This is a genomic window from Dysgonomonas termitidis, from assembly GCF_054657735.1.
This window is the reverse complement of record NZ_BAAHYD010000003.1, coordinates 431,526-455,959: the sequence shown is the minus strand read 5'-3', so window position 1 is coordinate 455,959 and position 24,434 is coordinate 431,526. Positions and strand designations below refer to the sequence as shown.

General features: G+C 43.0%; 20 protein-coding genes. 17 read left to right on the top strand and 3 right to left on the bottom strand.

The genetic code is table 11. The features are described from left to right. Positions 1 to 11: 11 nt before the first annotated feature. Positions 12 to 2,009: a DNA primase gene (gene dnaG / locus ACYQ3L_RS23110; RefSeq protein ID WP_379994272.1), complete on the bottom strand. Its 1,998-nt coding sequence runs from the start codon at positions 2,007 to 2,009 to the stop codon at positions 12 to 14. Positions 2,010 to 2,177: 168 nt separating this feature from the next. Between dnaG and pyrG the strand changes: the two genes are divergently transcribed. The 3 genes from pyrG (at position 2,178) to ACYQ3L_RS23095 (ending at position 6,785) form a co-directional block, all read left to right on the top strand. Continuing rightward, a complete protein-coding gene (gene pyrG / locus ACYQ3L_RS23105) occupies positions 2,178 to 3,788 on the top strand; it encodes a CTP synthase (protein WP_006801149.1) in 1,611 nt (536 codons plus the stop codon). 122 nt (positions 3,789 to 3,910) lie between these two features. Continuing rightward, a complete protein-coding gene (gene yidC, locus ACYQ3L_RS23100) occupies positions 3,911 to 5,851 on the top strand; it encodes a membrane protein insertase YidC (protein WP_379994273.1) in 1,941 nt (646 codons plus the stop codon). Between the two features lie 76 nt (positions 5,852 to 5,927). Next, complete coding sequence (locus ACYQ3L_RS23095) at positions 5,928 to 6,785, top strand: beta-1,6-N-acetylglucosaminyltransferase (RefSeq protein WP_379994274.1); 858 nt, start codon at positions 5,928 to 5,930, stop codon at positions 6,783 to 6,785. On the opposite strand, the gene ACYQ3L_RS23090 is transcribed toward ACYQ3L_RS23095, so the two are convergent. Continuing rightward, positions 6,786 to 7,157, bottom strand: a complete 372-nt coding sequence (locus tag ACYQ3L_RS23090) for a 2-amino-4-hydroxy-6-hydroxymethyldihydropteridine diphosphokinase (RefSeq protein ID WP_379994275.1) — start codon at positions 7,155 to 7,157, stop codon at positions 6,786 to 6,788. A gap of 371 nt (positions 7,158 to 7,528) precedes the next feature. On the opposite strand from ACYQ3L_RS23090, the gene ACYQ3L_RS23085 reads away from it, so the two are divergent. From ACYQ3L_RS23085 to ACYQ3L_RS23075, 3 genes are all read left to right on the top strand, one after another. Then, entirely contained in the window at positions 7,529 to 8,230 is a 702-nt protein-coding gene (locus ACYQ3L_RS23085) for a helix-turn-helix domain-containing protein (RefSeq protein ID WP_459952487.1), read from the top strand. Positions 8,231 to 8,972: 742 nt separating this feature from the next. Beyond that, a complete protein-coding gene (locus ACYQ3L_RS23080) occupies positions 8,973 to 12,437 on the top strand; it encodes a DUF2723 domain-containing protein (RefSeq protein WP_379993553.1) in 3,465 nt (1,154 codons plus the stop codon). 62 nt (positions 12,438 to 12,499) lie between these two features. After that, a complete protein-coding gene (locus tag ACYQ3L_RS23075; RefSeq protein ID WP_379993554.1) occupies positions 12,500 to 13,111 on the top strand; it encodes a polysaccharide deacetylase family protein in 612 nt (203 codons plus the stop codon). A gap of 9 nt (positions 13,112 to 13,120) precedes the next feature. On the opposite strand, the gene ACYQ3L_RS23070 is transcribed toward ACYQ3L_RS23075, so the two are convergent. Further along, positions 13,121 to 14,113 (bottom strand): metallophosphoesterase family protein, encoded by a 993-nt coding sequence (locus tag ACYQ3L_RS23070; protein ID WP_379993555.1) that lies wholly within the window; start codon positions 14,111 to 14,113, stop codon positions 13,121 to 13,123. Between the two features lie 270 nt (positions 14,114 to 14,383). Here ACYQ3L_RS23070 and trpB point away from each other — a divergent pair, with 270 nt between their 5' ends. The 11 genes from trpB to trpA all read left to right on the top strand — a co-directional run bounded on the left by trpB (position 14,384) and on the right by trpA (position 24,377). Continuing rightward, a complete protein-coding gene (gene trpB / locus ACYQ3L_RS23065) occupies positions 14,384 to 15,565 on the top strand; it encodes a tryptophan synthase subunit beta (protein WP_379993556.1) in 1,182 nt (393 codons plus the stop codon). A 4-nt stretch (positions 15,566 to 15,569) separates the two neighbouring features. Beyond that, entirely contained in the window at positions 15,570 to 16,976 is a 1,407-nt protein-coding gene (locus ACYQ3L_RS23060) for an anthranilate synthase component I family protein (RefSeq protein WP_379993557.1), read from the top strand. A 104-nt stretch (positions 16,977 to 17,080) separates the two neighbouring features. Next, positions 17,081 to 17,647 (top strand): anthranilate synthase component II, encoded by a 567-nt coding sequence (locus ACYQ3L_RS23055; RefSeq protein ID WP_379993558.1) that lies wholly within the window; start codon positions 17,081 to 17,083, stop codon positions 17,645 to 17,647. Positions 17,648 to 17,729: 82 nt separating this feature from the next. Then, the gene (locus ACYQ3L_RS23050; protein ID WP_379993595.1) at positions 17,730 to 19,091 is read left to right on the top strand and encodes a TrpB-like pyridoxal phosphate-dependent enzyme; all 1,362 of its coding nucleotides are present in this window, start codon (positions 17,730 to 17,732) and stop codon (positions 19,089 to 19,091) included. 14 nt (positions 19,092 to 19,105) lie between these two features. Further along, positions 19,106 to 20,104: an anthranilate phosphoribosyltransferase gene (gene trpD / locus ACYQ3L_RS23045; protein WP_379993559.1), complete on the top strand. Its 999-nt coding sequence runs from the start codon at positions 19,106 to 19,108 to the stop codon at positions 20,102 to 20,104. A 10-nt stretch (positions 20,105 to 20,114) separates the two neighbouring features. Continuing rightward, positions 20,115 to 20,441, top strand: coding sequence for a chorismate mutase (locus ACYQ3L_RS23040; RefSeq protein ID WP_379993560.1), 327 nt, complete (start codon positions 20,115 to 20,117; stop codon positions 20,439 to 20,441). A 1-nt stretch (position 20,442) separates the two neighbouring features. Beyond that, entirely contained in the window at positions 20,443 to 21,015 is a 573-nt protein-coding gene (locus ACYQ3L_RS23035) for an NAD(P)H-dependent oxidoreductase (RefSeq protein ID WP_379993561.1), read from the top strand. Then, a complete protein-coding gene (locus tag ACYQ3L_RS23030; RefSeq protein WP_379993562.1) occupies positions 21,015 to 22,217 on the top strand; it encodes an MFS transporter in 1,203 nt (400 codons plus the stop codon). Before ACYQ3L_RS23035 ends, ACYQ3L_RS23030 begins: the two co-directional genes overlap by 1 nt. Continuing rightward, positions 22,214 to 22,993 (top strand): indole-3-glycerol phosphate synthase TrpC, encoded by a 780-nt coding sequence (trpC, locus tag ACYQ3L_RS23025; protein WP_379993563.1) that lies wholly within the window; start codon positions 22,214 to 22,216, stop codon positions 22,991 to 22,993. Before ACYQ3L_RS23030 ends, trpC begins: the two co-directional genes overlap by 4 nt. Then, on the top strand, positions 22,990 to 23,607 hold the full coding sequence (locus tag ACYQ3L_RS23020) for a phosphoribosylanthranilate isomerase (protein WP_379993564.1): 618 nt from the start codon (positions 22,990 to 22,992) through the stop codon (positions 23,605 to 23,607). The genes trpC and ACYQ3L_RS23020 overlap by 4 nt, the downstream gene beginning before the upstream one ends. Then, complete coding sequence (gene trpA, locus ACYQ3L_RS23015) at positions 23,604 to 24,377, top strand: tryptophan synthase subunit alpha (RefSeq protein ID WP_379993565.1); 774 nt, start codon at positions 23,604 to 23,606, stop codon at positions 24,375 to 24,377. Before ACYQ3L_RS23020 ends, trpA begins: the two co-directional genes overlap by 4 nt. The last annotated feature ends 57 nt before the right edge of the window (positions 24,378 to 24,434 follow it).

The window sequence follows — 24,434 nt, the reverse complement described above, 5'->3', positions numbered from 1 at the left end:
TATCCGGGCAATTACCATCTCAGGATGATCCGTTCTCCCAGAGCCTTTGCCAGTGCTTTTTTTACTTCTTCCAGTTCTTTGATCTGCTGCATAAGTTCTATGGCCGTGTCCCAGTTCCCTTCTTTTTGTTTGACCGCCATTTCATCCTTTATCTCCTTTATCCTCTCGGTTATGTATGCATTCTTCAACTCTGTGACTATGCGCGGGACATCTTTCCCCAAATGCTTTTCTTCGGCAAGCGGGGTATCTTCCTTTTTTACATTTTCTCCGAATTGTTTGAGATGCAGTTTGCTTAACTGATACCTGTCGCTAACCAGTTCCGCAGCTATTTTGCTAATCTGCGCGTCGGTATGCGCCAGAAAATAGCGGGAAGGAATAAACGTCTCATCTACCGATCGGCCTATCGCTTCTTCCAGCATCAGCGTATAGAGAGGATTGGTAAACCAGAATCCGTCGCGCTGAAGGTCGAATTTTACCCAGTCTATTACAGTAGTCCGCATATCGCCGGTAACAGGGTTTGTTTCCCCTCCTTCCAGTATTATTTCCATTCCGAAGCGGACTACGTAATAAAGTATGGCCAGTTCGAATTTGTCTATCGGTATTTTCTTTACTCCTGTTTTGTTGTGGATTATCGGTTGTGACAAGTCATTGTTGACAGCCCGCATTTCGTCTTCCATTTTTTGCGGAGCTGTTTTTTCGAGATAAGCCAAACGCTTCTTTGTCACCTCCTGTACCAGGATGCGCTCGTCTACATCCAGCAGGATACTGCAATCTTTGATATAGACTGTGCGTATAATATTGTCGGGTATAATGGAAATACTGTTTACTATATCGGAAATAAGGGCGGCCCGCTTGATAGGGTCATTTCCGGCTTCTTCGAGTAATAGCTTTGTCTTGAAACGCATGAAATCGACCTCGTTGGCTTTGATATAGTTAGTCAGCGATTCCGCATTTTGTTTCTTGGCAAAGGAATCCGGGTCTTCCCCGTCGGGCAGCAGTATTACTTTGATATTCATGCCGTCTTCGAGAAGCAGGTCTATTCCCCGTAATGCCGCTTTTATTCCCGCGGCGTCACCGTCATAAATAACAGTGACATTGTCCGTAAAACGGTGAATCAGCCGTATTTGCCCGTTTGTCAATGCTGTCCCTGAAGATGCGACAACATTTTCAATTCCTGCCTGATGCATGGAAATAACATCGGTATAGCCTTCCACCAGATAACAGCAGTCGGCCTTAGTTATGGCCTGCTTAGCGAAGAAAATGCCGTATAGCTCATTTCCTTTATGGTATATCTCACTTTCGGGCGAATTGACATATTTACCTGTATTCTCCGCTTTCTTGAGGATGCGTCCGCCAAAAGCGATTACTTTTCCCGATAATGTGTGCACAGGGAACATGACACGGCCACGGAAACGGTCTATCAGCTGATTGTTATGCTCGCTTTTTATGGCTAGTCCCGTTTTTACAAGATAGTCTTCTTTATAGCCGTTTCTTAATGCCTCCTGCGCAAAGGCATCCCTTTGTTCGAGACTGTATCCAAGTTGGAATTTCTCGATAATGTCTTCCCTGAAACCACGCTCTTTGAAGTAGCTTAATCCGATGGATTTACCTTCGAGATGGTTGTGGAGAGTGTTGACGAAATAGTCGCGGGCATAATCATTGAGGATAAAGAGGCTTTCCCGCTCATTGTATGCCTGTTTCTGTTCATCGGTGAATTCACGCTCCTGTATCTCTATATTATATTTCCTGGCCAGATACTTTAATGCTTCGTAGTATGAAAGTTGTTCATGCTTCATAATGAAGTGAACAGCCGTACCCCCTTCGCCACAGGCAAAGCATTTGCAAATATTCTTGGCTGGAGAAACATAAAACGATGGCGTTTTATCTGTATGGAAAGGGCATAAGCCCACATAGTTTATCCCCCTTCGTTTGAGGGTGACAAACTGCGACACTACATCAACGATTTGAGCAGCGTCCATTATACGGTCTATTGTACCTTGGTCTATCATGATTTTTACAGATACGAAAGTAATAAAAATATCCCGATCAAGATGTTTAATTTTTGTGAATAGGAATCTTAATGGTTACTGTTAAACAAAAATTAAACAATGTATCTAAATATTTTTTGTACTTTTGTGCTTTCTTTTTAGAGTCTAAAAAATATAAAACGAAAAGTCGTGGCTAATACGAAGTATATATTTGTAACAGGAGGAGTTATATCTTCCTTAGGTAAAGGTATTATAGCCTCCTCGTTAGGTAAACTACTACAGGCAAGGGGCTATAAAGTGACAATCCAGAAACTGGACCCATACATCAACATCGACCCCGGAACTCTAAATCCATATGAACATGGCGAGTGCTATGTGACTGTCGATGGTCACGAAGCGGACCTGGACCTCGGTCACTACGAGCGTTTTCTTAATCAGCCCACACATAAGGACAACAATATCACCACAGGACGTATTTATCAGAATGTGATAAATAAAGAACGTAAAGGTGATTACCTGGGGAAAACCGTGCAGATCGTGCCCCACATCACAGATGAAATAAAGCGCAACATCAAAATGCTGGGCACAAGATATGATTACGATTTTGTAATTACTGAAATCGGAGGCACAGTGGGTGACATAGAGTCATTGCCTTTCATCGAAAGTGTGCGTCAGTTACGTTGGGAGTTAGGTAAAAACTGCCTGTGTGTGCATCTTACTTATGTGCCGTATATCGCCGCGGCGAAAGAGGTGAAAACGAAGCCTACACAGCATTCCGTGAAGCAATTGCAGTCGGAAGGAGTACAGCCCGATATGCTGGTTCTCCGTACCGAACACCCGTTGAATAAAGACATTCTGAAAAAGGTGGCATTGTTCTGTAACGTGGAGGTAGATGCCGTTGTGCAATCGGTGGATGTGCCTACGATATATGAAGTGCCATTGAATATGCAGGCGCAGAATATGGACGAAATCGTGTTGCGTAAACTGGGTATGCCTATCGGGGATAAACCGGTAATGCAGCCTTGGCGCGATTTCCTTGATAAGAAAAAACATGCCAAAGAGACGGTTCGCATCGCACTGGTCGGTAAATATGTCGAATTGCCGGATGCGTACAAATCTATCAACGAATCGTTGTTGCAGGCAGCGATATACAATGATCGCAAGCTCGATTTACATTTTATACTCTCTGACAAATTGACCGCAGACAATGTGGAAAAGATGCTCGGTTCCATGGATGGCATAGTTGTTGCTCCGGGATTTGGACAGCGCGGTGTGGACGGGAAAATACAGGCACTGAAATATGCCCGCGAGCATGATGTGCCTACATTCGGTATCTGTCTGGGTATGCAATGCATGGTTATCGAATTTGCCCGCAACGTACTGGGACTGGAGGATGCTAACTCAACGGAGATGAATCCTCATACACCATTCAAGGTTATCGACCTGATGGAAGAACAAAAGAATATCACCAATATGGGAGGGACAATGCGTCTGGGAGCCTATAAATGTGAATTGGAAAAAGGTTCGCAGGTGTATAAAGCATACGGCAAGAAGCTGGTAGAAGAACGCCACCGCCATCGTTTCGAATTCAACGGTGATTACAAGGAAGATTTCGAAAAGAACGGAATGAAGTGTACCGGAACAAATCCGGACATGGGATTGGTAGAGGTCGTGGAAATCCCCGGAAAGAAATGGTATCTGGGTGTACAGTTCCATCCTGAATACAACAGTACGGTAGTGTCACCTAATCCTTTGTTCATCAGCTTTATAAAAGCAGTAATTGACAATAAGAAAAAATAAGATTGAACGTTTTAAATGGCGGGAGCAGAAGCAAAATTTATTTTGATTATGCCGGGTCATGCAAAACGCCCAATAGAAATTGAAAGGAAAAATCGCAAATATTAAATTTATAAAAACTATAAATGGATAAGAATACGATTATCGGGTTTGTACTCATCGCTGCCGTAATCATTGGATTTACGTTACTGAGCAGACCTTCGGCGGAAGAACTTGCTAAGCAGAAAGAACAATATCGGAGAGACTCGATAGAATATGCGCAGACCAGGGAACAGGAAAAAGAACTGGCCAACCTGAAAGATACAGCAACAGAAGTGAAGAAAGAGAATCCGGTGGATGATTTCTTTACGGCTCCCGTTCAGGAGGCAGATTCTGCTCTTACGGCAATGGATTCGGTACAGCCGGGTTCACAGCAGGCAGAGCAGTTGATAACGCTGGAAAACAGCAAGCTGAAAGTTGTTTTCTCTACCAAAGGAGGAAAGATGGTAAGCGCACAGTTGAAAGAATATTCCCGGTATGATGGAGATTCTTTGTATCTGTTCAATAACGATACCGAATTTTCGCTTCAGTTGACCAATAAGCAAAATAAGGTGCTGCATACGAATAACCTGGTATTCACGCCGATTAAAACCGAAGGAGATAACTCTCTTATCATGCGTTTTTCATATGCCGCAAACCAACATGTCGATTTTCTCTATAAACTGGCAGATGATGATTATATGCTGAAATATGATGTCAATCTGGTTGGATTGCAACCGATGCTGGACAGGAATAAATCGGATGTGATAGAGCTGTACTGGGCGCAGAAGATGCGCCGGCAGGAGAAAAGCGTGAAAAACGAACAACGTTATTCGCACATTTACTACAAGTATGTAGGAGGTGATGTGAAGGAACTAAGCAGTGATAAAAACGAACAACTGGAAGTGAAAGAACCAGCCAAATGGATTGCTTTCAAGAATCAGTTTTTTGCACCTATCCTGATCGCTGATGAGAAAATAGAAACCGCACTTCTTGATTCCAAAGTTTTGGTAACGGATGAAAACAGTGAATATCTGAAGACATGCGAGGCTACAATATATGCTCCGGCAACAGTAGACATGAATGCCGGAACCATAAGCGCCGGATTCACCTATTATCTGGGGCCTATGTCGTTCACTTTGCTGAAAGGATATGACAGCCATATAAGCGATGTGAACAAGCAGCTTGATCTGGACAAACTTGTTCCGCTAGGCTGGACGCTGTTCCGCTGGGTGAACCAGTATTTCGTGATTCCGATCTTTAATTTATTGAGAGGTACGGGGATGTCGATGGGTATTGTTATCCTGTTGCTGACTATAATTGTAAAACTGGTAATATCTCCACTCACATTCAAGTCGTTTATGTCGTCGGCCAAAATGCGCGTATTACGTCCTCAGGTAGAGGAAATCGGGGCCAAATATCCTAAGCAGGAGCAGGCGATGGAGAAACAGCAGGCGACAATGGCACTCTATAATAAGGCGGGGGTAAACCCGATGAGCGGATGTATTCCGTTGTTGTTGCAGATGCCGATATTGATTGCGCTGTTCTCATTCTTCCCGAATGCAATAGAGCTTCGCGGACAAAGTTTCCTTTGGGCTACTGATCTTTCCACATATGATGCCATTATAGAATGGAAAAACCATATTCCATTGATAGGTACGCATATCAGTTTGTTCTGTATCCTGATGACGGTGACCAATATCATTTATACAAAGTTCAATATGGAAATGACCAATACCGGACAGCAACAAATGCCGGGAATGAAATGGATGATGTATCTGATGCCGTTGATTTTCCTTTTCATGTTGAATGATTACCCGTCGGGACTTACATATTACTATTTTCTTTCGCTTTTGGTAACTATCCTGTTGACAATCGGATTCCGGTATATAATAGACGAGGATAAAGTATTGGCCAAGCTGGAAGCTAATAAAGCAAAACCGAAAAAGAAATCGGGCTTCATGGCTCGTCTGGCAGAGGCTCAGAAAATTCAGCAACAGCAATTGAATGAAAGGAATAAGTCTAACAGCACCAAGAGGAAAAGATAAGACAGTAAACAACTAGTATCTTGTTTACTTGTAACTCGTAACTGCCCTAGGGTGTAGTAACTCGTAACTATTTTCAGTGAAAATCTGCTATCTTATATTAGCTCATAACAATTTCAGGCATTTAGATCGTTTGATAAATGCCCTGAATGGCGCGGATTGCACTTTTTATATCCATCTGGACAGAAAGGTTGTGCAGGAATACGCTCCGCAGTATAAGAACGTGGAAATCATTCCGGAACGTATCGATATCAACTGGGGCGGATTCAGTATGATACAAGCCACTTTGGCTTTGATGGAACATGGTGTGGCGTCTTCGTCCGATGCTGATTATTATATATTGGTTAGCGGGGTAGATTATCCTGTAAGGTCTAAGGGATTCCTTTACAAACAGCTGGAAAAGGGGAAAGAATATATGGATATTGCTCCTGTGCCGGTTCCATTTAAGCCGTTGGAACGGTATGAATATTATTACTTCGATTACGACCGCCGTAACCTGAAGTATTACCACCCTAAGTTTCTGGCCGAAGTATTACTTAAGAAGCTAAAGATAAAAAGGAAAGCGCCGTTCAGGGTGTATGCCGGTACGCAATGGTTTGCCCTCACCCGTGAATGTGTACGTTATATTTTGACTACAGCAAAAGAAGATAAGCGATATGCGGACTTCTTCCGCCATACATTAGTGCCTGACGAGGCCTTTTTCCAGACAATTATCGGGAACTCGCCATTCTTGCAAAATACAGCCGCAAGTCTTACCTATACGGATTGGGAAGTTGCTGTTCCTCCGGCCACAATAGAAGAACGTCATATTGATTTTCTGGAGAGCCATATCGAGTTCAACGATGAATACGGACAACGATACCCTTATTTTGCGCGTAAGTTCAATGATGGCAGTGAAAAGTTACTGGAGAAAATAAAGTCCCGGTTGTGGAGATAATCACTTATCCATACTGGCCAGCAGGTCCGCAATATAACTTCTGGTAAAATCTTCCGGTTTCAATACATTATTATTCCATATTACAAGGTCGATATCTATTTTTACGATGCCGTTTTTTTTATCGGTTCCGTTTCGCCCCATATCCTTTTCTATGGATTTCAATAAGCGGATAACTTCGTCCATGTCCCTGTCTGTGTAGATAACGGCAAGCTGGTTCAGGAAATCGTTTCTGTAGGTAGTGCCATAAGGCATGGTAACAGAGGTGTCGGAATAAGATATATCTGTAAATATATTATCCAGAAACTGATGGCAAAGGCTTAAGTTCGATTCCCTGTCCTCGTTTGTACCTATACTGAGTAATGCTTTGTTCATAACCGTTACAAATATACGTCCGTTTTTTTAATCATATAAGCGTTCTTTATAAAACTTTCATATTTCACGCACCCTCCCCGATTTGTCCTCATTCTTGGCCCCGCTTGCGCAGATTTGCAGTCTGTGTGTTGCAAAGCAAAAAGAAGGATTGCTTTTCAAGCAAGACACCGTTTACGAGGATAATATAAACGGTCATCAGTTATCAACTTGTATATCGTCTGTTTGTTACTTGTAACTCGTAACTGCCCGAAGGGCGCAGAAATAACATTCGCCGAAGCGAAGGCGAGGCAAACTCGTAACTAAATTTATCAAAACCAAATATCTTTATCTATATAAGAAACTGATTATTAACATTAATATTTAAGTATCTTATGAAGTATAAAGAAAAAACGGCATCGGAGATTATCCGGATGATAGAACAGGACTTGTGCAGTATCTCCGAAATATGCAAAACATTCAAGATCAGCCGCAAGACATTTTATGAATGGAAAAAGGCAAAACCTGATTTCGGTGAAGCGGTGGAAGAAGCCATCGACCACCGTGAAGAGGTGATGGTAGCTTCGGCACGTATCGGACTGAAACAACTGCTCGAGGGATACATGCAGAAAAAAGAGAAGGTCACCTACATCCCCGATAAGAACGATCCGCTGAACGAGGTGGAGAAATGCCGTGTAGTGGAAAAAAAATTCTGCCCGCCGAGCATCCGCGCGATAAAGTACGTACTCGATCGGGAGGAAAGGAGGAAGGACAGAGACCGCTTGCTTGCATCGGAACGCCATCCGCTGGTCATTGAAGTACAGGACGAAGAAACCAGGCGTCAGTTGATGATATTGAAAGGAAACGGCTTCCGTCCGGGCGGCTCGCTCAATCCGGAGGTAGTGGCGGCCGTGGACAAGGAACTGGAAGAGGAAGGGCGAAAAACAAAAAGTGAAGAACGAAAAGTGAAAAATGAGCAGGGGCAAGCTATGGAACAGCCGCCTGTCGCTCAACCATCTGCCGCTCCGGTAGAGAAGCCCAAACCAAAGAATCTCTATCCGTTCCTGCCGCCGGGATATACATCGAGAACGGATTGAAGAAGGGGTAAATAATAAGTGAAAAACGAAAAGTGAAGAACGAATTGAAAATCGGCGGAGCCAAAAGCGAAGAACGAAAAATTATACGGGATACAAGTTGTTAACTGCTAACTGTTGACTGTTAACTGAAAAGTTAACCCGCTGGCGCGGACTTCCAGTCGTGTCTTGTTGACAGGGCAAAAATGTTTGCTACGCAACACACAGACGGGACGTCTGCGCGAGCGAAGAAGACGAAAAATTTGGAAATGGACAGAGTATATGACAAACCACGATACTGTTTACTGATGACTGTTTACTGTTCACTGAAAATACTGTTACCTTTGTTACCTTTTAACAGTTACAGGTTACTTCGCCCTGCGGGCAGTTACGAGTTACAAGTTGGCTGGCGTTTTGTTTTGTTTCACGCAAAGACGCAAAGGCGCAAAGTTTTACATCTTACGAGTTATTGACTGATGACTGTTTACTGTTAACTGATATATCTGTTACCTTTTTCAAACAATAAGATTAAAACATACAGCAGGTACTTAAGTTATCAATAAAAAAATGATGCAATCAATTTATTCCGTAACTTAATTATAGACAGGGAGCATCCGTAATCATAGATTTTAAGAAGTTTTTCAATTTGATAAATAAAAACAAAGCAGCTCGAATCGATACTTTCAGTGTTTTAACTATCTTTGCACCCAAATGTATAAAGAACAACCGTTTAATAAACGATTATTATCATATACGAATTTCAATTATGAAGAAATATAACCTGATAAACAACGTCTTTGGTTGGTTTAGCTTTGCAGTGGCCGCTATTGTTTATTTAATGACCATCGAACCTACAGCCAGCTTCTGGGACTGCGGTGAGTTTATCACATCCGCCTTTAAGCTTGAAGTCGGCCATCCTCCGGGTGCGCCTTTCTTTATGCTCACCGGTAAGTTTTTCACATTATTCGCTTCTGATACTTCGCAGGTGGCAATGATGGTAAACAGTATGTCGGCATTGTTAAGCGCAGCAACGATCCTGTTCCTTTTCTGGACAATAACCCATCTTGCTAAAAAACTAATATACACGGACAACGAACAGGAAATGTCTTTAGGACAGCTTATCGCTATCATCGGTTGCGGTCTTATCGGGGCTCTGACATATACGTTTACCGATACATTCTGGTTTTCGGCTGTAGAAGGAGAAGTTTACGCCTATTCGTCCATGTTTACCGCCCTGGTTTTCTGGCTGATCCTGAAGTGGGAAAACAGAGCGGACAAGGAAGGCTCCGACAAATGGCTGGTAATTATAGCTTATGCCATGGGATTGTCTATCGGCGTCCATCTGCTCAACCTGCTGTGTATCCCTGCCATTGTTCTGGTATATTACTTTAAGAAATCGAAAAATGTAAACCTTAAAGGTACATTAATAGCTTTGGCCGGCTCCCTGTTTCTGGTTGTAATACTGATGTACGGTATCATTCCGGGCTTTACCAAAGTAGGCGGCTGGTTTGAAAAACTATTCGTCAACGGATTAGGATTCTCATACAACACAGGTGCTCTCACATATATACTGTTGATCGTAATATCCATCATATGGGGGCTTTATGAAACCCTTTCGGCCAAAGGCAGTCTGGGCAGGGCTAAAGCAGCATTTGTGATTTGCATGGCATTAAGCGGTGTTACATTTATCGGCGACAATATCTTACTCTGGATAGTATTGCTGGGAGGCCTTATCGGATTCTGCATTTTTTACAAGAAAATCAATTTCAGGTTTCTGAATACAACCATTCTTTGCCTGATGGTGATCCTGATAGGATATTCATCGTTTGCACTCATTCCTATCCGTTCCATCGCCAATACACCGATGGATCAGAACTCTCCGGAAAACGTATTTACACTGGCCAGTTACCTCAACCGTGAACAATATGGCGACAGGCCGTTATTCTATGGCAAGACATATGCTTCTTCCGAAAAAAGAGACGCCAATGGCCGCCTCGAACCACCTGTGAGTGAAAAACAAAGTTTTGATAAGGTTGTAAAAAAATCACCAGACCAAAAGGACGAGTATGTGGTAACAGGTACTATCCCTACTTATGGTTACACCAATACCATGTTACTGCCCCGCATGTATTCTACCGAAGACAGGCATCTGCTCGGTTATCAGATATGGGCGGATATAAAAGATACTTCCGTACCTCCGACAATGTTCGAGAATTTGAAATTCTTCTTTGATTATCAGTTGGATTTTATGTACTTCCGCTATTTCATGTGGAACTTCTCAGGACGCCAGAATGACGTTCAGGCAACCGGAGGACCTAGTAACGGCAACTGGATCACAGGCATCAGTTTTGTGGATGAATTACTCGGGCGTGGCCCTCAGGGCAACCTGCCTCCCGATATAGCAGAAAACAAAGGCCATAACAAATACTATATGCTGCCTCTTATACTCGGGATTCTGGGTATAGCCTTCCAATTGACAAGAGGAAAAAAAGGCGAGCAACAATTCCTTGTTACATTCATGCTGTTCTTTATGACCGGTATCGCCATTATCATATACCTCAACCAGCAACCGTTCGAGCCGCGGGAACGTGACTATGCCTATGCAGGCTCGTTCTATGCGTTCTGTATCTGGATAGGGTTTGGGGTTGCATTTATCTGGCGCCTGTTAAAGAAAGTATTACCGGAAACTCCTGCCGCCGCCATAGCGACTGTAATTACCGTATTGGTTCCTATACAAATGGCGGGACAGAACTGGGACGACCATGACCGTTCGGACAGGTACACGATGCGTGACTTCGGGATGAATTACCTGCGTGGTTGCGAGCCGAACAGTATCCTGTTCTCTATGGGCGATAACGACACATTCCCTCTGTGGTATGCGCAGGAAGTAGAAGGATTCCGCACCGATGTGCGCGTATGTAACTTAAGTTACCTGCAAACCGACTGGTATGTGGATCAAATGCGCCGTCAGGCATACGATTCACCTCCTCTGCCAATAGAATGGGAGGAAGACCGCTATCATGGTGATAAAGGACAATCGGCATATGTATTCACCAAACGTGATATAGAGCGCCTGTTGGCCCGTGATTTGCAAAATACGAAAGAATCGTCAGCTTGGGCCGGAAGGATCAATTATGCCGACTATTACGACACGCAGGCATTCAAAGATACGATGGAAGTAAGCGAGGTGCTGAACATCCTGAAAACAATGGACAATTATGCACCACGCAATCCGTATGTTGAGAATGGAATCATAATCCCTTCCAGCATTTTCAAAATGCCAATTGATGAATCGAAAGTAGACTGGAATGCATTGGGGACAAGGCCAAAGCCTGAATTTATCTTTAATCTTGGAGACAATAAGGGCGGTATATATCGTCAGGAAATGATGATTATAGACATGCTGTACAATATCAATAAAGATGACTGGAAGCGTCCTATCTATTATGCCGTAACCATCGGTGAACCACCATTAAAACTTACCGCCCAGTCGATGCTGGAAGGTATCAATTACCGCATCACACCGGGAGTTATAGACAGTACAGGTGTAAATACCGAAGTGATGTTCGACAATATGGTAAACAAATACAAATGGGGAGGCATCGAAAATCCGAAAGTATATCTGGATGAAAACAACCTGAGGATGTGCCGCACATTCCGCCTGATGTTTGACCGCCTGGTTGCAGCCCTGCTGATGGAAGGAAAGAACGACAAGGCATTGCAGGCGCTGGACAGATGTATGGAAGCTATCCCGGCCAATACGGTTCCCCGTGGCGGAGAGTCTGTTTCATTTGCAGATGCTTATTATGAACTCGGACAAACGGAAAAGGCACAGAAAGTAATCGATGAGATCCTGTACCGGGTCGATGGCAGCCTGCAGTGGTATGCAAGCATGAAGCAGAGTCTTATGATCAATTGCACATCGGAAATCAGGGATCTGGTAAATACAGAAATCCAGATATTGGATACATACCAACGCTACGATAAGGCCAGATACGAAGCATATCTGCAAAAAGTGATGGCAAATGCCGAACTGTTTATGAGCAACAGGGTCAGTTTTAGCGACAGGAGTCACCCACTCGACTATCTGATGCGCATTTCGATGAGAGGTTTGTATATGACCGAAAGCGACACAGCCCTACGCAAAGATGCCGAATCTAAGATAGAACGTATCGGAGGAATGATGCAAAAATACAAGCCTGAGCTTTTACAAAAATATTATAGCAAATAAAACAAGATGGATAAAAGGATTTCCGGGAGCTTTCCGGAAATCCTCCTCTCTGAACGTTTATCATGTTTATAGAACAGCCCCCATTTATATACCGTATGCTCTTTCCGGGAGCATTTTGGAGAAAGCCTGTTGAAGGTGAAAAAACAATATATCTCACATTCGATGACGGGCCGATACCCGAAATCACCCCGTGGGTACTCGACCTGCTGGATAAGTACGACATCAAGGCTACTTTTTTCTGTGTCGGGGACAATGTGAGAAAGCATCCGGACATTTACAAGATGGTACTCGACCGTGGGCACCGGGTAGGTAACCATACATTCAACCATATCCAGGGGATCAGAACGTTCTCGAAGAGATACCTGAAAAATACGAAGCTGGCATCGGAATATATTGAATCGGATCTGTTCCGCCCGCCTCACGGACATATGAGGATACCGCAGTTCTTCACATTACGCAGATACTACAAAATCGTTATGTGGGATGTGGTAACGCGGGATTACAGTAAACTGATGACTCCTGAAAGGGTATTGGAAAATGTGAAGAAATATACTCGTGACGGCTCTATAATAGTATTCCACGATTCACTGAAAGCCGAAAAGAATATGAAATATGCCCTGCCCCGCAGCATCGAATGGCTGAAAGAACAGGGCTATACATTCAGGTTGTTATAAGTCTGGCTGTTATTTCGTTGCAGCAAAGGTTGCCGGATACTCTACCAGATACAGTATTTCTCCGCCCAACAGACGGATATAAGTAGAGAATTCCCGCTTGCCTTCCTTCAGCTCTATCACCCGGCATCCGTTCTTCCCTAAATTGTTATACTCCGTTTTGCCACCTGAGAAACGGCCGTAAGCAAGATATATATCATAGTAATTGCCTATGTAGTCATTATCATGGTCGTGACCTACAAATGTACCCATTACATCCCCTGCCTGGCGTATAGCTGCAAACATACCTGTATTCAGCTTTCCGTTGCATTCTTTCTCATCTTTGCTTCCTATCAGCTGATCGTATTTCTCAGCCTTCATTTGAGGATATTCTGCCAATGGAATATGGAAAAAGGCCAGCGCAGGATAAGGAACTCCTCCGTTTTCTTTTGTATATGCGGCACTTTGACTTCTATACCATTCTATCTGGTTGAAAGCAAACCAATCGTAAGTTCCCAGGCCTTTTACAGGAGTATATGCGCCTGAATCGAAGAAATAGAGGATCGCACTATTCTTGCTTTCATTCGAAGACTTCACTTCCAGTATATAATTACCTATACCCTTCAATGATTTGTCTCCGGCTTGGGCCAGACAGAAAGGTTTACTTACGGCATAATCCATCAGTTCCGCCCGGGACATTCCATGTTCATCATCATGATTACCAAAAATATATGCCCACGGTATCTTTCTTTCTATAACCGGGGTAAAAACATCATCAAGTCCCGCTATCACAGGTTTTGCATAAATAATATCCCCGGTAAAAACGACTAAATCCGGTTTCTCTGCATCCAATACTTCATTTATTAACTCAATCGCGACGGCAGAAGCCGGATTATTTTTTTGATAATGAATGTCCGTAAATTGTAATATTTTGAAAATACCTTTATTATTATATTTTAGAGTCTTGTTTTGTGCTGTCAGTGTTAATGAAAAAAGGATTAAAAGAATAATTGAGAGATTGCGCATGATTGATATATTTTTTATAATTAAACATTATGCTAAGATAAAAAATATAAATCATTATTTGTTCGTTTCATTTTTTTTATATCTTTGTGAAAACAAAAAGGAAGCGGAATGAATTTTCAATCAACAAATGCATATTGGTGGTGGCACTCTCAACTCAAAAAGTCGTGAGCCAATCTGGTATGTATTAAAATGAAAGTTTATAAAGATACAAAGCCTGTCGTACTCACGATAGGCTTTTTTTATGATAGAAAAAAATAAAAACAATATAAAATGGAAAAATTTACAGTTGACTCAAATGGCTTTTATGGAGAATTCGGAGGTGCTTACATTCCTGAGATACTCTATGACAATGTGGAAACATTAAAAAACTCTTATCTGGAAGTAATTAATGACCCATTATTCCGGAAAGAATATAATGATCTGTTAAGGGACTATGCAGGCCGCCCCTCTCCTCTTTTTCTGGCAGAAAGACTCTCCCAAAAACATGGCTGTAAAATATACCTGAAACGTGAAGATCTTAATCATACAGGTTCCCATAAAATAAACAATGCAATAGGCCAGATACTGATCGCGAAGCGGATGGGAAAAACCCGCATCATTGCAGAAACCGGAGCGGGACAACACGGAGTGGCTACTGCTACAGTATGTGCCCTGATGAATCTCGAATGCATTGTATATATGGGAGCTACGGATGTAGAACGCCAAAAACTGAACGTGCAGAAAATGGAAATGCTGGGAGCGAAGGTAGTTCCCGTTACCAGCGGCAATATGACTCTTAAAGACGCAACAAATGAAGCCATACGCGACTGGTGCTCCAACCCCTCAGACACATACTACGTGATCGGTTCTACCATAGGACCTCATCCTTATCCCGATATGGTTGCACGCCTGCAATCGGTTATCAGTGAAGAAATCCGCAAGCAACTGCTTGAAAAGGAAGGCCGCGAAACGCCCGATTATGTAATGGCATGCGTTGGCGGGGGAAGTAATGCTGCAGGAACAATCTACCATTTCATAGATGAACCGGATGTGAGAATCGTCCTTGCCGAGGCAGCCGGTAAAGGTATCGATTCAGGTGAGTCTGCTGCGACCATTCATTTAGGAAAGCTAGGTATTATACATGGATGTAAAACTCTGATAATGCAGTCGGAAGACGGACAAATCGAAGAACCCTATTCCATTTCCGCCGGACTCGATTATCCGGGCATCGGCCCTATACATGCCCATTTGGCTCAGACTGGACGCTCGGAAGTATTAGCCGTAACAGACGACGAAGCAATGCAGGCTGCCTTCGAACTGACAAGGTTGGAAGGAATCATTCCGGCTATAGAATCAGCTCATGCTTTAGGAGCACTAGATAAGATGGAATTCAAAGCAGAAGATGTTATTGTTCTTTGTCTCTCAGGGCGCGGAGATAAAGATATGGAGACGTATATAAACTACAAAAAATAAAGACATGGAATACAACATACAAGTCAAAACCAAAAATCTCCTCGCCGATCTACAAACGCCCGTAGGCATATACCTGAAAGTTAGAGATATATATCCCGAATCGGCTCTATTGGAAAGTTCCGATTATCATGGTGGCGAAAACAGTTATTCATTTATCGGGATAAGTCCGATAGCCCGTTTCAAGGTAGACAATAATGAAATAACCTATACCTATCCTGATAATACAGCCAAACAGGAAATATTGTCAGAGGGCGAGAAACTAACAGATAAATTCCATGATTTTATAGGACAGTTCGATGTACAGGGCGAAAACAAGACAAACATAAACGGATTCTTCGGATACACTTCATACGATGCTATCCGTTATTTCGAAGCGGTAGACCCAGTTAATAAAAAACTGAACAATGCCGATATTCCGGAGTTCTATTATATCCTGTACCGCTTTATCCTCGTCATCAATCATCTGAAAAATGAGCTGACCATAGTAGAGAATATAGTCGACGGCACAGAAGAAAAAATGCAGGAACTGGAAGCTATTGTGATGAACAACAACATCGCGTCCTACAACTTCGAAGCTATCGGCAGCGAGCAATCGATGATTACTGACGAAGAGCATCAGGGAATGATACGAAAAGGAATTGCCCATTGCAAACGGGGGGATGTGTTTCAGATTGTCCTTTCACGGTGCTTTACGCAGAAGTTTGCGGGTGACGATTTCAAAGTATACCGTTCCTTGCGTTCCATCAATCCTTCCCCATATTTATTTTACTTCGATTTCGGTTCTTTCCGCATCTTCGGCTCTTCACCCGAAACCCACTGCAAAATCACAAAAGGCAAAGCCTATATAGACCCTATTGCCGGTACTTATTTCCGTACGGGAGACGATGAGAAAGACCGCATCCTGTCCGAGAATTTACTCAAAGACGAAAAGGAAAATGCCGAACACGTCATGCTTGTCGATCTTGCCCGCAACGACCTCAGCCGCAATTGCCACGATGTGAAAGTGGATTTCTATAAGAATGTGCAGTTCTACTCGCATGTCATCCATCTGGTTTCGCGTGTAAGCGGTATAGTAGACGAGAGCAGGAATAACATTTCTGTTTTTGCAGACACTTTTCCCGCAGGAACACTATCCGGTGCGCCTAAGGTAAGAGCCATGCAACTGATACGCGACATAGAAAAGCAAATGCGCGGAGTCTATGGTGGCTGTATCGGGTATATCGGATTCAACGGCGATCTCAATCAGGCCATCACTATCCGTACTTTCCTCAGCCGGAACAATACGCTTTATTATCAGGCAGGCGGGGGAATCGTTTCCAAATCGAATCCTGAAACAGAAGTTATGGAAGTAAAAAATAAACTGGGAGCATTAGCAAAAGCTGTAAAAGCAGCAGTAGAATTAAAAAATTAATGTAGCCATTAGCTGATAGCCGTTAGCTATTAGCTACAAGGAATAAATAATGATTATGGTAATAAAGCTATCAGCTAACGGCTAATAGCTAAAAGCTTTAAAATATGAAAATATTGATCTTCGACAATTACGACTCATTCACATACAATCTCGTTCATTTGGTTAAAGAACTGGGATTTACTGATGTGGATGTACACAGAAACGATAAAATTGCTTTGGAAGATATTGCAAAGTATGACAAGATAATCCTTTCTCCGGGACCGGGTATCCCGTCCGAAGCCGGATTGCTTCTGCCTCTGATTAAAGAATATGCAGGTAAAAAACCGATTCTGGGAGTATGTCTGGGACATCAGGCAATAGGAGAAGCCTTTGGTGCGAAACTGACTAATCTGGAAGATGTGTATCATGGTGTGGCCACCAGAATAGAAGTTATAAGGCCCGATTACCTGTTCAACGGGTTAGATAAAACCCTGGAAGTGGGGCGTTATCATTCATGGATAGTGGATAATAATGATTTACCGGAAAGCATCGAAGTTACCGCGGTAGACGATAACGGACAGATAATGGCGCTCCGTCATAAAGAATATGATATACATGGAGTCCAATTCCACCCCGAATCGGTACTGACACCAACCGGTGAAACGATAGTAAGAAATTTTTTAAATAACTAATTTATAGATACAAGTAAACAAGATACAAGATATGAGTTTAAACTTGTCTACTTGTTTACTCGCCAACTCGTTAACTAACAAAATCATGAACAAGAAAATCTTATTAAGCGAAAACGACATTCCAAGGAGCTGGTATAATATTGTAGCGGATATGAAAAACAAGCCGCTTCCACCTCTTCACCCGGGAACAAAAAAACCGTTAGAAGTAAGTGACTTAGAACCAATATTCGCGACAGAACTTGCCAGGCAGGAATTAAACGATACCGACCGCTGGATAGAAATCCCGGAACCAATAAGGGAATTATATAAGAATTACCGTCCGACCCCGTTGGTACGCGCCTATGGTTTGGAAAAGGCATTGGATACTCCTGCGCATATCTATTTTAAGAATGAAAGTGTCAGTCCTGTAGGTTCACACAAACTGAACTCGGCAATAGCACAGGCATATTACTGTAAAGAGCAGGGAATAACAAATATCACAACCGAAACCGGCGCAGGACAATGGGGTGCCGCCTTATCATATGCGGCAAATCACTTTGGCCTGGATCTGGCAGTTTATATGGTAAAGATAAGCTATCACCAAAAGCCTTACCGTCGTTCAATCATGCAGACATATGGCGCGGAGGTTATAGCATCGCCAAGTATGAGTACCAAAGCCGGACGTAAGATTATTACAGAAAATCCTAATTATCAGGGTAGTCTTGGTACTGCAATTTCCGAAGCGGTGGAATTGGCTTTAAATACTCCGAACTGCAGATATACCTTAGGCAGTGTATTGAATCATGTATCGCTTCACCAGACCATCATCGGCCTGGAGGCAGAAAAGCAAATGGAAATGGCGGGAGAATATCCGGATGTAGTAATCGGCTGTTTTGGAGGTGGATCGAACTTCTCCGGAATTACTTTTCCATTCTTGCGTCATAAACTGACCGGAGGAAAAGATATTCGTCTTGTGGCGGCGGAACCGGCGTCATGCCCGAAATTAACCCGTGGTAAATTTGAGTACGACTTTGGGGATGAAGTCGGATATACCCCTCTTTTACCGATGTACACTTTAGGCCATAATTTTGCTCCTGCAAATATCCATGCCGGAGGACTTCGTTATCATGGGGCAGGAACTATCGTCAGCCAGTTGAAAAAAGACGGATACATAGAGGCTGTGGATGTGAAGCAACTCGATACATTCGAGGCCGCCATATTATTCGCTAAATCGGAAGGTATAATCCCGGCCCCTGAGTCCTCTCATGCCATTTATGCCGCCATTCAGGAAGCCTTGAAGGCAAAAGAAGAAGGCCGGCAAAAAACAATCCTGTTCAATCTGTCAGGTCATGGACTTATCGATATGGCTTCTTATGACCGTTATTTCGATGGCGAATTATCTAACCATGAGTTGAGCGACGAGGAAATTGCCAAAACAACGGATATGTTGGAAAAATTAGTATAAAATAAGCTAGCAAAATGAAACAGATACTCAACAGGCTTTTTGAACATCAGTACCTCAACCGCACCGAGGCAAAGGAAATACTGACTAATATGGCAGCAGGCAACTACAATGAATCCCAGATTGCCGCGTTTATCAGTGTATTCCTTATGCGGAGCATCAGTGTAGACGAATTCCTCGGATTTTCCGATGCACTGCTGGATTTGCGGGCAAATGTAGACGCACTGGCCGCATACAACCCGATAGACATTGTAGGTACGGGCGGCGACAACAAAAACACCTTTAATATATCCACGCTTGCCTGTTTCGTTACGGCGGGGGCAGGATACAAAGTGGCCAAGCACGGTAATTATGGGGCTACATCTGTCAGTGGCGCATCCAATGTGATGGAACAGCATGGAGTGAAATTCACCGCCGATGTCAGCAAGCTGGAAGAGTCTCTCGATAAAACCAACATCGCTTATATGCATGCCCCATTGTTCAACAATGCCCTGAAAGTGGTTGCGCCCGTTCGCAAAGCACTGGGAGTACGAACATTCTTCAACATGCTGGGACCTGTTGTAAACCCCATAAAGCCCAAAAGAACAGTATTAGGCGTTTTCAACCTGAAAATGGCGCGGTTGTATTCCTACATGTATCAACAGACCGATGTCGATTATTCTATCGTACATGGTTTAGACGGATATGATGAGATCTCACTAACGGGGGATTTCAAGATAATCAATAAATTTGAAGAGAAAATCTATACTCCCGAACAGGTCGGATTTGACCGTTGCCTGGAACTGGAACTGGATGGAGGTAATACTCCCGAAGATGCTTCAACGATTTTCGACAATGTTATCGGTAACACGGCAACCAAAGCTCAGACAAATGCTGTTATAGCGAATGCGGCAACAGCAATACAAACTATAAATCCACAGCTTTCTTTCGAAGGTGCGATAGCTGAAGCACGTGAATCGTTAGAGAGTGGAAAAACAAAGGAAACGTTTTTGAAGTTCCTGACGTTAAATACATAACAGTTTTGGTATGAAATCACAAAATGAAGCCCTGCATTGCTCTCTCAACGAAGTGAGGATGAACATTGATAAAATAGATGCGGAACTGATCGGATTGATTGCAAAACGCAGTAAATTTGTATCGCAGGATGTCCGGTTCAAACAATCGGCGCAGGATGTTGTTGCTCCTGACAGGGTAAGCTCCGTAATATCCAAAGTGAGAACTCTGGCCGAAGAATCCGGACTAAACCCTGTGGTGGCAGAGAAAGTGTACAGGGCTATGATAAATGCGTTTATCAATGAGGAATTAGCCGAGTTCGATTCTTTATATAAAGAAATAAAGCAGTCATATTATTAAGATGAAAAAAGTACTGATAATTAACGGCCATCCCGATAGGGAAAGCTTTTGTTTCGGATTGCACCAAAGCTACAAAAAGGGTGCTTTAGAGGAAGGTAATGAAGTAAAAGAAATTATCCTTACGGATATGATCTTTAACCCTATACTGATGTATGGTTACCGTAAGCGGACAGAGCTAGAGCCTGATTTGCTGGAAGCATGGGAAAAGCTAAAATGGGCAGAACATATTGTCTGGATTTACCCTACATGGTGGGCGTCACCTCCTGCGCTATTGAAAGGGTTTATAGAACGTATTTTCCTCCCGGGATTTACATTCGAATATCAGGAAAAATCTCCGTTTCCCAAAAAGCTGTTTACAGGAAAAACTTCCGAAATAATCAGTACAATGGACGCTCCTGTCTTCTATTACAAATGGATTGTAAAAGACATTGGAGGAAAGATGATCAGAAAAGATATCGGCGCATTTTGCGGTATAAAAAATATCCGGACTACTTATCTGGCAACAATAAAAACATCGACTCCCGAACAGCGGGAAAAATGGTTGAACAAAATAGAGCTTATCGCTCGTAAATAATGGAGAACAAAATACAAACAATATCAAAAGGACGTATACGGATAGCAATCTTCTTCCTGTATTTTTGTACAGGATTATGCTTCTCGAGTTGGGCCAGCCGCATTCCCGACATTAAAACAACATTAGGACTGGGAGATGCAGCATGGGGTACAATTCTACTGATGATACCAATAGGGCAAATATGCGGTATGACGATTTCGGGCCTCCTTATTTCGAAAGTCGGAAGCAAGAAAATATTGCCTGTTGCGCTCGTAGGATATGTAGCAGCCCTGCTGTTCATCGGGTTATCAGCCAGTGAATATGCACTGATTATCAGCCTGATTATTTTCGGATTCTTCGGGAACTTCTGCAATATATCCGTCAATACGCAGGCTGTGACACTCGAAACGACTTACAACAAACCCATTATGGCATCCTTCCACGGAGGATGGAGTTTTGCCGGACTCACCGGAGCCAGTGTCGGGTTGCTGATGGCATCGTTAAAACTATTGCCTGTCTATCATTTTGCCATTATCGGACTACTTGTCTTTATTACATTACTCATCAACAGACCGTTCTTGCAAGCAGACCTGAAAAAAGAAAAAGACCCGGCGCAGGCAGCAAATAAGAAGAAAAATAAACCCGAAACATTCCTTTTCCTGCTAGGCATAGTCGCATTTTGCGGGATGGCTGCAGAAGGGGCCATGTCTGACTGGAGCGGGCTCTACCTCATCGATGTGGTAGGTACACCGAATCATCTGGCGCCAATAGGACTGGCCGCGTATATGATAACCATGGCATCGGGCCGTTTCCTGATAGATAAAGCAACCCAGAAGTGGGGAAGAAAAAGGGTTATACAAACAGGAGGAATCCTTATATCTGTGGGTTTATTCACCGCGGTAGCTTTTCCTCATTTTATTACTACCATTATTGCATTTATGATTATCGGGTTCGGAACCGCCGGAATCGTTCCCACCATATACAGCATCGCCGGACAAAAGACCAGAATACCAACAAGTATAGCGCTTACAATAGTTTCCAGTGTCAGCTTCCTCGGATTTCTGATGGGGCCTCCGCTGATAGGATACATCGCCAGTGTAACCAATCTACGGTATTCTTATGCCTTGATAGGCTTGTTCGGAATATGTATAGTTGTATTAGCTTCTACTATTAAGATTCTTAAATATGATAAGATTGAACTCCGCAAAACAGATATAAAATGAGCAACATATTAGATAAGATAATCGCCAACAAAAAGATAGAGGTTGCCAGGCAAAAATCGCTGGTTTCTATCAGTGAAATGGAGAAAAAGATTACAGATATCCGCATAAACTCGTTCAAGGCTGCATTGGCAGATTCACCGACCGGGATCATAGCCGAATTCAAACGCCGCTCCCCATCGCGTGACTGGATATTTAAGGATGCTGAAATCTCCGATGTTATTCCACTTTACTCAAAAAACGGAGCCAGTGCCATATCAGTACTCACCGACATGGACTTCTTCGGAGGTAATCTCACCGATCTGGCACAAGCAAGAGAGTTAACCCAAACTCCTCTGTTGAGAAAAGATTTTATGATTGACGAATATCAGCTTTATCAGGCAAGACTGGCAGAAGCCAGCGCGATACTTCTCATTGCTTCGGCATTGACTGTACAGGAAACGAAACAACTGGCGGCAAAAGCTAAGGAGTTAGGACTCGATGTATTACTCGAAATACACAGCGAGCAAGAGTTAGGCCATATCAATAACAAAGTAGATGTAGTAGGTGTAAATAATCGTAACCTCGGCACATTCGCCACTGATGTGCAAATATCATTCGATCTGGCAGATAAAATCCCCGGTGAGTTTGTAAAAATATCGGAAAGCGGTATTTCACAACCCCAGACAGTAATTGAGCTCCGGCAGGCAGGATATAAAGGATTCCTCATGGGTGAAAACTTTATGAAAACCGGCAATCCGGGCAAGGCTCTCGAAGACTTTATAAAACAACTGGCATGAAGATAAAAGTCTGTGGGATGAAGTATCCCGGTAATATAAGGGATTTGTCCAAACTTCCGGTCAGCTATATGGGAATGATATTCTATGATAAATCGCCACGGTTTGCTGACGGGCTGACATTTGACGATGTAAATATATTGCCGTCTTATATACAACGTGTAGGTGTATTCGTCGATGCAGACTTTAATTTTATCATGGAGAAGATGAATAAGTACAATCTCAGTCTCGTACAGCTACATGGCTCCGAATCTGCTGCTTTCTGTAAAGAACTGGATGAAACGATACCCGTTATTAAGGCTTTCAATGTTTCGGACGTCTCCGACTTCGGCCAGACAAAAGCCTATGAAGATGCGTGCAGTTATTTCCTCTTCGATACAAAGACGCCTCAACATGGAGGCTCAGGACTAAAATTCGACTGGCAGATACTGGATGCATATACAGGCAAACGCAATTTCTTCCTAAGTGGCGGTATTTCCATCGGAGACACTGAAAGCATAAAGAAAATACAACACCCGAAGTTCTACGGAATCGACCTCAACAGCAAATTCGAGACAGAGCCGGGACTGAAAGATATAACACGATTACAGCAATTTATAAAAGCATTAGAACTATGAACAGGATTAAACAACTATTCGAAAAGAAACAGAAAGATATATTATCCATATACTTTACAGCAGGATTTCCCAACCTGAATGACACCCGCGATGTTATCCGCGAACTGGAAGCCAACGGCATTGACCTTATCGAAATCGGCATCCCGTTTTCCGACCCTATGGCCGACGGCCCTACGATTCAGGATAGCGGAACGATAGCATTAAAGAATGGCATGACGCTCAAAATCCTGTTCAGCCAGTTGAAAGATATCCGCAAAGAGGTGAATATTCCCCTTATTATGATGGGCTACCTGAATCCCATTATGCAATACGGATTTGAAAACTTCTGTAAACAATGTAAGGAAACCGGTATAGACGGGGCTATTATTCCCGACCTCCCTTTCAATGATTATATCAATGAATTTAAACCCATTGCCGATAAATACGATATCAAGATAGTGATGCTTATCACACCTGAAACTTCGGAAGAACGTATCCGCCTGATAGATGAACATACCGACAGTTTTATCTACATGGTATCATCCGCTGCAACAACAGGCGCTCAAAAGAGTTTTGACGACAAGAAGCAGGATTATTTCCGCCGTATCAATTCCATGAACCTGCGCAATCCGCGCCTTATCGGATTCGGCATTTCTAACAAAGCGACATTGGATGCAGCACAGGCAAATGCCAGCGGAGCAATCATCGGCAGTAAATTCATTACTTTGCTGAAAGAAAGCCAAGATATAAAGGCAGCCGTTAAAGCATTGAAAGAGACATTGAATAATTAACAAAGAAAATTTGTATCTTCGTGGCTTAATTAATTATAACACAACTCTTTCAAGATA

What these genes read in the sequence shown, in the direction of transcription:
- ACYQ3L_RS23085 (WP_459952487.1), top strand. Translation starts at nt 7,529, where the DNA reads ATGAAGTATAAAGAAAAAACGGCATCGGAGATTATCCGGATGATAGAA.
- trpB (WP_379993556.1), top strand. Translation starts at nt 14,384, where the DNA reads ATGGAAAAATTTACAGTTGACTCAAATGGCTTTTATGGAGAATTCGGA.
- ACYQ3L_RS23060 (WP_379993557.1), top strand. Translation starts at nt 15,570, where the DNA reads ATGGAATACAACATACAAGTCAAAACCAAAAATCTCCTCGCCGATCTA.
- ACYQ3L_RS23020 (WP_379993564.1), top strand. Translation starts at nt 22,990, where the DNA reads ATGAAGATAAAAGTCTGTGGGATGAAGTATCCCGGTAATATAAGGGAT.
- ACYQ3L_RS23040 (WP_379993560.1), top strand. Translation starts at nt 20,115, where the DNA reads ATGAAATCACAAAATGAAGCCCTGCATTGCTCTCTCAACGAAGTGAGG.
- yidC (WP_379994273.1), top strand. Translation starts at nt 3,911, where the DNA reads ATGGATAAGAATACGATTATCGGGTTTGTACTCATCGCTGCCGTAATC.
- ACYQ3L_RS23090 (WP_379994275.1), bottom strand. Translation starts at nt 7,157, where the DNA reads ATGAACAAAGCATTACTCAGTATAGGTACAAACGAGGACAGGGAATCG.
- trpD (WP_379993559.1), top strand. Translation starts at nt 19,106, where the DNA reads ATGAAACAGATACTCAACAGGCTTTTTGAACATCAGTACCTCAACCGC.
- trpC (WP_379993563.1), top strand. Translation starts at nt 22,214, where the DNA reads ATGAGCAACATATTAGATAAGATAATCGCCAACAAAAAGATAGAGGTT.
- dnaG (WP_379994272.1), bottom strand. Translation starts at nt 2,009, where the DNA reads ATGATAGACCAAGGTACAATAGACCGTATAATGGACGCTGCTCAAATC.
- ACYQ3L_RS23070 (WP_379993555.1), bottom strand. Translation starts at nt 14,113, where the DNA reads ATGCGCAATCTCTCAATTATTCTTTTAATCCTTTTTTCATTAACACTG.
- ACYQ3L_RS23035 (WP_379993561.1), top strand. Translation starts at nt 20,443, where the DNA reads ATGAAAAAAGTACTGATAATTAACGGCCATCCCGATAGGGAAAGCTTT.
- ACYQ3L_RS23080 (WP_379993553.1), top strand. Translation starts at nt 8,973, where the DNA reads ATGAAGAAATATAACCTGATAAACAACGTCTTTGGTTGGTTTAGCTTT.
- ACYQ3L_RS23055 (WP_379993558.1), top strand. Translation starts at nt 17,081, where the DNA reads ATGAAAATATTGATCTTCGACAATTACGACTCATTCACATACAATCTC.
- ACYQ3L_RS23030 (WP_379993562.1), top strand. Translation starts at nt 21,015, where the DNA reads ATGGAGAACAAAATACAAACAATATCAAAAGGACGTATACGGATAGCA.
- trpA (WP_379993565.1), top strand. Translation starts at nt 23,604, where the DNA reads ATGAACAGGATTAAACAACTATTCGAAAAGAAACAGAAAGATATATTA.
- ACYQ3L_RS23075 (WP_379993554.1), top strand. Translation starts at nt 12,500, where the DNA reads ATGTTTATAGAACAGCCCCCATTTATATACCGTATGCTCTTTCCGGGA.